Consider the following 11,675-nt stretch of genomic DNA (forward strand, 5'->3'; position numbering starts at 1 on the left):
GTGCATCCGCATCCTTCGTTTCCTCCAGGCGGGAGTACTGTCATGCAAAATCCAGCCGTTCCCGGTAGAGGTATCCCACGATCCCGCCGCAGGTCACTCCTGCGATCACTGCAAGGATCAGATACCAGATTACAATTTTTTGAAAGTTCCACTTAGACAGCATGTTTTCAAGCTTGTTCATACATGATTCCTCCCTGTTTTTCCATCCTGCCCGACAGCAGAACCGGCAGTAATAAGAGCACGCTCAGGGACATAAATCCCAGCGGTGCAAGGAGCATTGTAAGAGATATGCCTGCAAATACAAGCAAAGCCAGAACGAACACCACCATCGCACACAGCAACACAAAGAGCCTGGATTGCAGCCGCTCCTTCCTTGCCCTCTGCAGTTCTCCACACTTTTGTTCAATGGCTGGGGTCAGTGCCCGGATCAGCTCATCCGCATTGGATCTCATGGGTCATCCATCCTTTCCAAGCAATTTTTTCGGAGTTTTACTGTGCCGTCATGGATCCGGCTTTTAATGGCCTTGGGCTGCACGCCAAACTGCGCAGCAATCTCCTGTAAGGTCATGTCCTCCACGTATTTCAGCCGGATCGCCAGCCCCTGCTCCGGCGGCAAGGTGTCGATCGCAGCCTGCAATTCCTGATACTGGAGCTTCTGTTCCACTGCACCGGTAATGTCCTAGCCGTCCGGCAGAGAAACCCCCTAATGTTTTCCAGGAAAATGCGGTTTCGGCGCAGGTGATCGATATAGCTGTTTTTCGCAATGGTAACCAGCCATGTGCCGAACCCCACACGGCCGTCCGGATCAAACCGTTCAATATTCCGTATCATTTTCAGAAAGGTTTCTTGGGTCAGATCCTCCGTCAGATCCTTGTCCATGGTGGATTTCAAAAGGAAGCCGAAAATATAGTCATAATACAGCCGGATCAAATCGTCAAACGCCTGCCGGTCGCCCCGCTGACACTTTTTGATCAAAGCAGTTTCATGCACCATTTCCGCCTCCCTTCCTGATCTCATGTATTTACACGCAGCTGTACCGATCAGGTTGGTAGTTTGATCAGCATCATCAGCGTGCCTGCCACGATCAGCGCCAAACCGATCGCCGCTTTTTTGGACAAACGCTCCTTGAATATCACTGCGGAAAAACCAATGGACACCAAAATACTCAGCTTGTCTATAGGTACCACCACGCTGGCAAGCCCATCCTGCAGCGCCTTATAGTAGCACAGCCATGATCCGCCGGTGGCAATGCCGGACAGGAAGATAAACCCAAGCTCTCCCTTTGGGATGCTTTTCAGTGTGTGCTGCTTGCCCTTCACAAACACGATCAGCCACGCCATAATCAGCACTACGCCGGTACGGATCGCTGTACCCAGATTGGATTCCACCCCATCTATGCCGATCTTGCCGAGAATGGAGGTCAGGCTGGCAAATACCGCCGACAGCACCGCATAGATCAACCAGCTTTTCTTCTCCGTCTTTTCACCGGAAACCCTCTTTTTCTCGATCATCAGAAAGGTGCCTGCGCCGATGCATACAACCCCAATCCCTTTGAGCCATGTGACCGTTTCCCCCAGAAAAAACAATGCCAGCAGAATGGTCAGCACGGTGGAGGATTTATCAATGGGCACCACCTTATTCACATCCCCAAGCTGCAGCGCCCGGAAATAGCACAGCCAGGAAGCACCGGTGGCCAAGCCCGAAAGGATCAGAAAAATCCAGGTTTTTGCGCTGAGTTTTGTGATCCCGAACCCGGAGCCAACGATTCCAACCATGAGCCAGGAAAAGAGCAGTACCACAATGGTACGAATGGCGGTTGCGGCATCGGAGGCGGTTTTTTTGATGCCGCATTTTGCAAGAATCGCTGTCAGTCCGGCAAAGAGCGCCGAACCGCAGGCATATACTATCCACATATTCAATTCTTCCTTTCAATGATGACACGCAGAAACCGCAAAAAGATTGGTGCAAATTCTAATTTTTTTCGGGCAATACCACACAGTCTTTGTAGGATGTTCCCCCTTGACATTTTTCAATTGGGGGTATATAATAAAAACAGTGTTATGAAACAGCGTTACACATTATGGAGGATACCAATGGCAAAACAAATTGAAGGCGTAGCAGAACGGATCCTTGCGGCAGCCAAGCGAGAATTTCTGGAAAAGGGCTATGTGGATGCTTCCCTACGGACCATTGCAGCGGCAGCTGATACCAGCACCAACTCCATTTATGTCCGCTTCGGCGATAAGGAAGGGTTGTTTTCCGCCATCGTTGAACCGGTACTCAGTGAAATGACCGAGCGCTTTATCAAGATCCAGGAGCAGTTTCATCAAATGGATCGTGCTGCTCAGGCTGCCCGAATGCCGGAGTATTCCGACGGGGGCACGGCTGCATTGCTGGATTATATGTATGCGCATTTAGATGCCTTCCGCCTGCTGCTGGATGCATCCTACGGTACACGGTTCCACAATTTTGTGGACGAGCTGGTACGCATTGAGGTTGAATACACATACAAATACATGGAAACGGTAGGATATCCTGCGAGCTTTGGAGACGCTTTGACTGAAAAGCTGCTCCACATTGTCACCACTTCCCGGTTTGAGAGTATCTTTGAGGTCATCCGACACGGCATAAGCCGGGAAGAAGCGGCAGAATACATTCAATTGCTGAGCCGGTATCACCGCACCGGATTTTTAGCGATCTTTGGCACAGGCACCCCATAAACTGTATGAACAGGTTGCCGGAAACGACAGCCTTTCAATCATCTCAGCGGTTAGCTGCCGCTAATTATCAGGAGGTAACACATATGAAAGAGCAAAGCCCGGTAGGGCGGATCTAGGAGCTTGGTGCGCAGGAACACGGCAGGCTCATCACAGCGGTGGCACTTGCCGTAATCGGTGTCGCCTGCGGCATGGTACCCTATTTCGCTGCCGCCAAAATCATCGTTCTGCTGCTGGCAGGGGAACAGGCATTTACCGCCTATCTGCCCTGGCTGCTGACGGTGCTGGCGGGATTTCTGATCCGCACCCTGCTGTATAACAGTGCCCTGTCCCTCTCCCACAAGGCGACCTTCAGCATTCTCAAAACCATCCGTCAGAAGCTGCTGGCAAAGCTGCCCCATCTGCCCCTTGGCACGGTGATGGACGCTTCCAGCGGCAAATGGAAAGAGATCATCGTGGATCAGGTGGACAGCATGGAAACCACACTGGCACATCTGTTTCCGGAAATGACCGCAAACATTGTGGCGCCGGTGCTGATTCTGATCGCACTGTTTCTTCTGGACTGGCGGCTGGCGCTGTTGTCACTGGCAGTGTTCCCCATCGCATTTCTCTTTATGATGATGGTCATGGGCAACTATGCAAAGGACTATGCAGGTGCGGTCAAGGCCACCTCTGAAATGAGCAGCACTATGATCGAGTACATCAACGGTATCCAGGTTATCAAGGCATTTAACCAGGGGAAACAATCCTACACCCGTCTGACGGATAAAGTGCGTGCCAATGCCCAGTATTATTATGACTGGATGCGCCGCAGTCAGTTGGGCATGTCTATGGCATATGCCTTCTTTCCGGCGCAGATGCTCACCATTCTCCCCTTCGGCTGGCTGTTTTACACACATGGCTCCCTTTCAGCAGAAACCTTTGTGACCGTCATCATTCTGGCGCTTGGTATGGCAGCCCCCATTGTAGCGGCCTTCAACTTTGTGGATACGCTGGCGCAGGTGGGCACCACAGTGGGACAGGTAGACGAGATCCTGAAGGCGGAGGAACAGGCACATGGTACGCAGCCCGTTTCCTTTGGCGATCACCGGATCGAAGTGCAGAACGTTTCCTTTGGCTATCACGGCGACCAGGAGATCCTGCACCAAGTGAATCTTTCCATTCCGCAAAATAGTATGACTGCGTTGGTGGGGCCATCCGGCTCCGGCAAATCCACCCTTGCAATGCTTGTGGCAGGCTTCTGGGATGTAAAAACCGGCAGGATCACTATGGGGGGACACGACCTGACGGAGATCCCTCTGGAGGAGCTTTACGATCAGATTGCTTATGTGTCCCAGGACAATTATCTGTTTGATGACACAGTACGGGAAAACATCCGCATGGGACGCCGGGACGCTACAGATGCTGAGGTGGAAGCGGCAGCCCATGCAGCCGGTGGTGGCAGCGGCGAAAGCGGCGTGCTGCGATGAATTTATCCAGACGCTGCCGGAGGGCTACAACACCATGATCGGCGAAGGGGGCGCCAGTCTTTCCGGCGGGGAAAAGCAGCGGATCTCCATTGCCCGTGCCATGCTGAAAAACGCACCCATCGTTATCCTGGACGAGGCTACCGCCTATATCGATCCGGAAAATGAAGCGGTGATCCAGCAAGCAGTGGCAAAACTGGTGGCGCATAAGACTGTCATCGTGATCGCACACCGGCTGTCTACCATTACGGATGCGGACGATATTGTCGTGGTGCATGACGGACGCATTGAGGCGCAGGGAACCCATGAAGCACTTCTGGAGGACTGTGCGCTCTATCACGAGATGTGGCAGGCACATATGGGAGCAAAGGATGGTGACGCAGCATGATCGAAGCATTCCGAAAGATCTGGCACTTTGCCGGAGATGAGACCAAACATGTAAATCAATCTGTTGTAGTGGAATTTTTGAACGCCCTGCTGCAAATGTTCCGGGTGGCAGCCATCTATTTTGTCGTGCTGGCATTGACCGACGGTACCCAGAGCAGCAAGCCTGCATGGCTGGCGCTGGGCTGTGAGCTGACAGCGATCTTCGGTGGTGCCGTAACCGCAAGCATTTCCAAAATGCTGCAAACACACGCTGGGTATTTCATGGCAGCGGAGCGACGCATTTCCATTGCGGATCGTTTAAAGAGCGTGCCCATGGGCTTCTTCAATGAAAACAGTCTGGGGCAGCTCTCCGGCATCTGCACCACTGTAGTCGGCAGCATTGAGGGCATGGTACCCATGGTGCTGGTAAATATTCTCGGTGGATTGATTACCACCACCGTATTTACCGTGCTGCTCCTGATTTTTGACTGGCGCATCGGACTGATCGCTCTGGCAGGAATCCTGCTGTACCTGTGGGTCGTATCTGCTATGGAACAAAAATCTGCCGCAATCGCAGACAATACCCAAAGATCCCAGACAGCACTGATCGCAGCGGTACTGGAGACGGTACAGGGCATGAGTGTGATCAAGTCCTTCAACCTTACCGGCAAGGGCGACCAGAAGCTGCAGGATGCACTGGAATACAACCGCAGAAGCAATCTGGAAGTAGAACAGGTACTTACGCCCTACACCGCCCTGCAGGAGGCAATCCTACAGATTGCGGGCGTTGGGATGATGCTGGCAGCCATTCTGCTCTGGATCAACGGCACCATGACCATAGCCAATGCGCTGATGACGCTGGTCATGTCCTTCCTGGTGTTCAACCAGATCAAAGCCTTTGGCATGGGCGTGTCCATGCTGCGGCTTACGGCGGCTGCCATCGACCGCACAGTGGAAACTGAGCAAATGCCCCGTATGGACGAAAACGGAAAAGCCATCCAACCGAAAACACACGAGATTGTGTTCGATCATGTGAACTTTTCCTATGGGCAAAAGCCGATCCTGCACAATATCACCATGGCCCTGCCGGATAAGACCACAACGGCAGTCATCGGTCCCTCCGGCAGCGGAAAAACCACCTTCTGCAATCTGATCGCCCGGTTCTGGGATACGGACAGCGGCAGTATCCGAATCGGCGGCTATTCCGTAAAGGATTACACGCTGGAATCCCTGATGAATCAGATCAGTGTGGTGTTCCAGAATGTATACCTGTTTGCGGACACCATCGAAAACAACATCAAATTCGGCAGTCCCGATGCAACCCACGAACAGGTGGTGGCAGCGGCGAAAGCGGCGTGCTGCGATGAATTTATCCAGACGCTGCCGGAGGGCTACAACACCATGATCGGCGAAGGGGGCGCCAGTCTTTCCGGCGGGGAAAAGCAGCGGATCTCCATTGCCCGTGCCATGCTGAAAAACGCACCCATCGTCATCTTGGACGAAGCTACAGCCAATGTGGACCCGGAAAACGAGAAGCGACTGCAAAAGGCAATCGAGGCACTGACCCGTGATAAGACGATCATAATGATCGCACATCGGCTGAAAACCGTCCGCCATGCAGACCAGATCCTGGTCATTGACCACGGCCGTATCGTGCAGCAGGGCAAGCATGCGCAGCTGATTTCCCAGCCCGGCATCTATGCGGACTTTGTAGGAGGCAAAAAGCAATCCACCAGTTGGAAGCTGTAAAACAGACTTCTTGAAAACAATACAAAGCAAAACGGTATGATTCTCAAAAATCATACCGTTTTTGTGTACAGTCCATCAGCCGTTCTGCTGATTGACGCTGGCGATCACCGTACTCAACAGATTTGCCGGAAGCTGCTCATACCGCAGGAAGGTGAAGGAAAATTCGCCCATGCCCCGTGTGGACTGCCGCAGGTACAGGGCAAAATCCTGCATTTCCCGCATAGGCACCTCCGCCTGGATCAGGGTCATGCCCGGAGCAACCGGCTCCATGCCAAGCACACGGCCACGGCGCTTGTTCAGCTCACCCATCACATCACCGGTATTTTCATCCGGCACCGTCACATTCAGACTGCCAATGGGCTCCAGCATCACCGGATCCGCCTGTGGCAGACCTTCCTTATAGGCAATGGAGGCAGCCATTTTGAACGCCATTTCAGAAGAATCCACCGGGTGGTAGGAACCATCCACCAGAATCGCCTTCAAGCCCACCACCGGACAGCCAGCCAGCACGCCCTTCCGGACGCATTCCTGTAAGCCCTTTTCCACAGCCGGGAAGAAATTCCGGGGCACGGCTCCGCCGAATACCCGTTCCTCAAATACCAGGTCATCCCCCATGCAGGGCTCAAACTCGATCCATACATGCCCGTACTGTCCATGACCGCCGGACTGCTTCTTGTGCTTGCCTTCTACCTTGACCTTTTTGCGAATGGTCTCCCGGTATGCAATGCGGGGCACTTCCAGCTGTACATCTACGCCAAATTTATTTTTGAGTTTGGCAGCCGTCACCTCCAGATGCATGGAGCCAAGACCGCTGAGGATCTGCTCTTTCGTGAAGGCATCCTGCTGATAGGACAGGGTCTGATCCTCCTCCAGCAGCCGGGCGATGCCTGCGGAGATCTTGGTTTCATCCCCCTGGGATTTCGCCTTGACGCACAGGGAGTAGCAGGGCTTGGGATACTGAATGGGAGCAAACCGCAGCACACGCTCCGGCGCGCACAGAGTATCCGACGTACCCGCAGAGATCTTCGCAGCCACTACAATGTCCCCTGCCGCCGCAGAAGCAACCTCCTCCTGCTTTTTGCCAAGCAGGACGTACAGCTTACCGATCTTTTCCGTTGCGCCGGTTGTTGCATTCAGCACATTCGCATCCGCTGACAGCTTGCCTGCATACACCCGGATAAAGCTCATCTTCCCTACGAAAGGATCCGCAACCGTCCGGAACACATAGGCTGCCAGAGGCGCCGCAGGGTCACAGGCAACCGCAATGGGATCCTCCTTCTGATCCACTCCAATGGGCGCATCCACCTCCTGCGGAGCCGGCAACAGCAAATCAATCTCCTTGAGCAGCATATCAATGCCTGCAAGGGTGGTGGAGGATACGCAGACCACAGGGGTAATAATGCCCTTGTTCATACCATTGTGGATGCCATCGATCAGTTCCTTCTGGGTAAAGGCTTCCCCTTCAAAGAACTTTTCCATCAGTGCCTCATCGGTTTCCGCTACCGCCTCACTGATGGCGGAGATCAGACCCTCCAGCCGGTATTCCATCTTTTCGGAAACCTCCGGCGTGGGCATATCCGTTTCTACGGCATTGCCCTTGTCATCGTATTTATACGCCTTCATCTCGATCAGATTCACATAGGAAATGATCTGACTGTTCTGGATCACCGGAACCACAACCGGGCACACAGTGGGGCCAAATACGGTTTTCAGTTGTGTCAGGGTATTGTAGAAGTTGGCGTTGGGATCATCGATCTTGGTGATGACGAACATCTTGGAGCGACCCAGCTTTGCAGCGGCATCATAGGCCTTGCGGGTGCCCACCTTGACGCCGGATTTTGCGGAAACGGTCAGCATTACCGTATCCGCAGCCTGGATGCCCTCCAGCATACCGCCGGCAAAGTCGAATAAGCCCGGTGTATCCAGCAGATTGATCCGGTTTTCACCGCTGGAAAAAGACGACAGAGTGGTATTGATGGAGATCTGCCGTTTGATTTCCTCCGGATCATAATCGCTGACTGTATTTCCATCTGCACACTTTCCCAGCCGATCCGTAGCCCCTGCCTTATACAGCAGCGCTTCCGCCAGGGCGGTTTTGCCGGATCCCAGATGACCCGCCAGTGTGATGTTTCTGATTTTTGTTGCGTCTGACTGTTTCATGTTACTCTCTCCTTGCCAGTGTGCGCCCGGAGGCTGCAAACTTGAATATGCTGTTATTATAGCGCAATTGTTAAAATTCTTCAACCCTTTTTGAAGAAATTCTACATAACATTAAGAAAACACAGCTCGTTTTTGTGCATACTAAACAATATTGTAAGCTAGCATCTTTTCATTCTACTCAATATTCAGTCATATACAGGCTTACAATAGAGTAGGTGATACATGCAGAAAATATGATGGCACACTTGAATCACTGCATGAGAAATCACGCAAGCTTCCGATTATTCCTAGGCTCAGCTTGCCGTTCACCTTCACAAATACAATAACTTGCCCATGCGCCATCGTCCCTGGCTCTCTCCCCTTTAGATTCCTGTACAATATGTTTGACAAACATACAAAAAAACGAAAAAACCACCGTAAAAACGATGGTTTTTTCAACATATCAAAAGAGGGGGGTAAAGCTACTTTGCAATCAAACACTCAGTTGTTTGTAGTATCAGTAACAACCAGTTCCTCAGCAGTAATCAGATGTGCCAGATACCGTGCGATCTGCGTCAGGTCACTTGAATCCACATTTTTATCCTGGATGCAGTTTGCATTTGCAAGACCTTCTGCTGAGATTACGGGAATATCCTGATCCTGTGCAATGTACCGAGCCAGCAGAACAATATCGTTGATTTCGATCACACCGTTGCAGTCTACATCGCCGTACAGGGTAGCTACAGTCTGGGTAGTTGTAGTGGTTGTGGTTTCGCCAGCCTCTGTACTAGTCTCAGCAACTGTTGTGGTAGTCGTTGTCATGGTGCTTACTTCCGCCATTGTGGTTTCTGCTTCCGTTGTGGTTGTGGTCGTCTCCTCTGTTGTAGTTGTGGTCACAGCAGGCTCAGTGGTGGTAGTTGTGATCGGTTCATCCGCATACACGGAGCATACCTTAGAGGTTTCCTTCCAGCCATTCTTGCCGTTCACTACAACCTCGCCCCAGTCAGCAGACAGGGTGCCGCCAACATTCGCAGAGGACATATCCAGATATTCAACCGGGCTGCCGTTGCCGTACCAGCTCCATGCCAGCCAGCCGATCTGAACATCCTTGCAATATTCCATAATGTATGCTTCATCAACCTCACCGTCGGAATGCTTGTAGCCAAATTCGCCGATTACCAGGCAAAGATTCCGGGTCTTAATGCCGTCAATGACGCTCTTGATCGTAGTAGCGTTGCCGCCTGCGGTACCATACATATGTACAGAGAACATCACGTTCTTCTCCGGGTCAGATGCCAGCACTGCGCTGCCGCCGTCCCGAACGGTCACATAACCCTGACCCCAGCCACCTGCGTCACACATGATGCAGTGAGTCAGACCAGCGTCACGGATTTCCTTTACAGCAGCAATATAAGCGCTCTCCCAGCTGCTGGTATTGGTATTGCCCTGCCATTCGTTGGCAATGTTGATGATGACCGTATCCTCGTGTCCGATCAGGGCGGACTTGATCTCACCGAAATACTTTGCAGCATTCAGCAGCAGATTTGCATCGTCCTTACCAGTCACATCATGAACCTCCAGAACGGCAATCAGCTTATACTTTTCGCACAGACTGATGAGATTTGCAACCTCGCCTGCTGTGTTCTTGGTATACTGCTGACCATCGGACAGTACGATCCGGACTGTATTTGCACCGTAAGCCGCAATTTCCTTGAGGGTGGCCTCTTCGTTGCCCTCCCACTTGTACCAGGTGTAAGCGTAGTTGGTACCCCGCATTTCAAATGCGTTCTGGTTTGCATCCCGCAGTACTGCGCCATCCACATAGAACCCATCCTTCGGCTCAACCACCTCGCCGCTGCCGGATTTCTCCAGCTTCCAGCCGTTCAGAGTAACAGAACCGCTGACGGTTGCAGTCTCGCTGGTGGACATGATCATCATGTTGACACGCTGTACGTTATACAGATCTGCAATCGTCACCAGAGAATTGGTCTGGGTGTCTGCATCATAGTACCACCATTCCTCTGCCTTCAGATACAGGGTCACATCCTTGGATGCGCCGGCACTGACGGTGATATTGTCACTCTGATGCCACTTCCAGGACGATCCGGTGTTGACTGCTGCTGCAAAGCTGATGTCGCTGGCGCTTTCGTTGGTCAGCGTAAAGCTCAGAGTATCATACTCAGACCAGTCTGCCCCGTCAAAGTTGTGGTAAAATCCAGCTGCATTGCTTGTGCCGTTGTCCGTATCAGCAAAGCTGACTGTGACGGAATCCGCACCGTTGGTCACGCCGGTGGTACCCTCCTGGTATCCTTCTGTGGCAGACCATGCGAAGCCTCCCAGACCATCCGCAGCCATAGCACCAAAGGTGCCTGCGGCAGATGCGGTAGCCATCATTGCGCATGCAGTAGCGCATGCAAGTAGTTTCTTCCCTCTCATCAAAAATCCTCCTTATTTTTTATAAGCAAACGAACTTAAATAAAGAAATACGGCTTTATTTAATAGCCATGCGTTTCTTTACTTCCTCTACATTTTACACAATTATTTTCCCTGTGTCAAGAGATTTTTCAGAAATAGTCCAAGTTTTTATTTTTATATTAAATAAAGCTATCATTTAATCTGTAGCGTTACATGCATCCCATTGTATAATCCCGCCGGATCCGGCAACAATATTTCACAGAACTACCGGTTCAAATGTGCTGACCGCCGCAGCGGCACCGATTCCACCCAACGGCGGAGAAACGGAGTGAATATGAAAAAGTCAAGATCCAGTGCATCCAATGTACTTGCAGGAAAGGGGTTTTACATTGCTTTATCCCTATGTGTTGCCATGGTGGGCGCCGCCTGCTACTTTGCCTATACCCAGACAAGCAAAGACCTGTCTGCCCAGTTGGAATCCAATCTCCAGTCAGAACAGAGTGTATCCTTCACAAAAGAAAATGTGCCAAAATCCACAACCTCTGCACCTTCCACTACCACATACACCCGGACAACCACTGCAAAGCCTGTCGCCACAGAAGCTATGGTGCCTGCAACCGCAGAACCCGCAGCCGTTCAATCCGCCCCGGCAGCCCCAGTAAACAAGCCGGCCCCTGCTCCCAAGCCGGTGATGCCGGTAGAGGGTGATGTGCTCAACCCCTTCAGCAACGGAGAACTGGTCAAATCCGCCACCACCGGTGCCTGGCAAACCCACAACGGTGCCGATCTTGCCGCAGAGATCGGTGATGACGTGGTGAGCATT

The 11,675-nt window shown here is 52.1% G+C and carries 9 protein-coding genes and 2 pseudogenes; 4 read left to right on the forward strand and 7 right to left on the reverse strand.

The window, feature by feature from the left end; genetic code table 11:
• Positions 1 to 40: 40 nt before the first annotated feature.
• The 5 genes from QVO51_RS08540 to QVO51_RS08555 are packed head-to-tail and all read right to left on the reverse strand — an operon-like array spanning position 41 to position 1,913.
• The gene (locus QVO51_RS08540) at positions 41 to 181 is read right to left on the reverse strand and encodes a hypothetical protein (RefSeq protein ID WP_022358057.1); all 141 of its coding nucleotides are present in this window, start codon (positions 179 to 181) and stop codon (positions 41 to 43) included.
• On the reverse strand, positions 168 to 452 hold the full coding sequence (locus QVO51_RS08545) for a hypothetical protein (protein WP_022358058.1): 285 nt from the start codon (positions 450 to 452) through the stop codon (positions 168 to 170). The genes QVO51_RS08540 and QVO51_RS08545 overlap by 14 nt, the downstream gene beginning before the upstream one ends.
• Positions 449 to 664 carry an RNA polymerase sigma factor gene (locus QVO51_RS10930; protein ID WP_367997702.1) on the reverse strand — a complete coding sequence of 72 codons (216 nt, stop codon included), beginning with the start codon at positions 662 to 664 and terminating at the stop codon, positions 449 to 451. The genes QVO51_RS08545 and QVO51_RS10930 overlap by 4 nt, the downstream gene beginning before the upstream one ends.
• Positions 583 to 993 (reverse strand): sigma-70 family RNA polymerase sigma factor, encoded by a 411-nt coding sequence (locus QVO51_RS08550; protein ID WP_022358059.1) that lies wholly within the window; start codon positions 991 to 993, stop codon positions 583 to 585. The genes QVO51_RS10930 and QVO51_RS08550 overlap by 82 nt, the downstream gene beginning before the upstream one ends.
• Before the next feature lie 47 nt (positions 994 to 1,040).
• Positions 1,041 to 1,913 (reverse strand): EamA family transporter, encoded by an 873-nt coding sequence (locus QVO51_RS08555; RefSeq protein WP_022358060.1) that lies wholly within the window; start codon positions 1,911 to 1,913, stop codon positions 1,041 to 1,043.
• 180 nt (positions 1,914 to 2,093) lie between these two features.
• Here QVO51_RS08555 and QVO51_RS08560 point away from each other — a divergent pair, with 180 nt between their 5' ends.
• The 3 genes and pseudogenes from QVO51_RS08560 to QVO51_RS08570 all read left to right on the forward strand — a co-directional run bounded on the left by QVO51_RS08560 (position 2,094) and on the right by QVO51_RS08570 (position 6,298).
• Entirely contained in the window at positions 2,094 to 2,720 is a 627-nt protein-coding gene (locus tag QVO51_RS08560) for a TetR/AcrR family transcriptional regulator (RefSeq protein WP_022358061.1), read from the forward strand.
• Between the two features lie 83 nt (positions 2,721 to 2,803).
• Positions 2,804 to 4,571 (forward strand): annotated as a pseudogene (locus QVO51_RS08565) (ABC transporter ATP-binding protein).
• A complete protein-coding gene (locus QVO51_RS08570) occupies positions 4,568 to 6,298 on the forward strand; it encodes an ABC transporter ATP-binding protein (protein ID WP_022358064.1) in 1,731 nt (576 codons plus the stop codon). The pseudogene QVO51_RS08565 and the gene QVO51_RS08570 overlap by 4 nt, the downstream one beginning before the upstream one ends.
• 75 nt (positions 6,299 to 6,373) lie before the next feature.
• Here QVO51_RS08570 and QVO51_RS08575 read toward each other — a convergent pair whose 3' ends face one another.
• Together QVO51_RS08575 and QVO51_RS08580 are read right to left on the reverse strand one after the other, a co-directional pair.
• Entirely contained in the window at positions 6,374 to 8,458 is a 2,085-nt protein-coding gene (locus tag QVO51_RS08575; RefSeq protein ID WP_022358065.1) for an elongation factor G, read from the reverse strand.
• Positions 8,459 to 8,938: 480 nt separating this feature from the next.
• Positions 8,939 to 10,873 (reverse strand): cellulase family glycosylhydrolase, encoded by a 1,935-nt coding sequence (locus QVO51_RS08580; protein WP_022358066.1) that lies wholly within the window; start codon positions 10,871 to 10,873, stop codon positions 8,939 to 8,941.
• A gap of 313 nt (positions 10,874 to 11,186) precedes the next feature.
• On the opposite strand from QVO51_RS08580, the pseudogene QVO51_RS08585 reads away from it, so the two are divergent.
• Positions 11,187 to 11,675, forward strand: a pseudogene (locus QVO51_RS08585) (hypothetical protein); the annotation flags it as partial.

The organism is Ruminococcus sp. CAG:379, from assembly GCF_000434255.1.
Classification (GTDB): Bacteria; Bacillota; Clostridia; order Oscillospirales; family Ruminococcaceae; genus Ruminococcus_F; species Ruminococcus_F champanellensis.

Coding starts and splice junctions, on each gene's coding strand:
- QVO51_RS08540 (WP_022358057.1), bottom strand. CDS start 181: ATGAACAAGCTTGAAAACATGCTGTCTAAGTGGAACTTTCAAAAAATT.
- QVO51_RS08545 (WP_022358058.1), bottom strand. CDS start 452: ATGAGATCCAATGCGGATGAGCTGATCCGGGCACTGACCCCAGCCATT.
- QVO51_RS08550 (WP_022358059.1), bottom strand. CDS start 993: ATGGTGCATGAAACTGCTTTGATCAAAAAGTGTCAGCGGGGCGACCGG.
- QVO51_RS08555 (WP_022358060.1), bottom strand. CDS start 1,913: ATGTGGATAGTATATGCCTGCGGTTCGGCGCTCTTTGCCGGACTGACA.
- QVO51_RS08560 (WP_022358061.1), top strand. CDS start 2,094: ATGGCAAAACAAATTGAAGGCGTAGCAGAACGGATCCTTGCGGCAGCC.
- QVO51_RS08570 (WP_022358064.1), top strand. CDS start 4,568: ATGATCGAAGCATTCCGAAAGATCTGGCACTTTGCCGGAGATGAGACC.
- QVO51_RS08575 (WP_022358065.1), bottom strand. CDS start 8,458: ATGAAACAGTCAGACGCAACAAAAATCAGAAACATCACACTGGCGGGT.
- QVO51_RS08580 (WP_022358066.1), bottom strand. CDS start 10,873: ATGAGAGGGAAGAAACTACTTGCATGCGCTACTGCATGCGCAATGATG.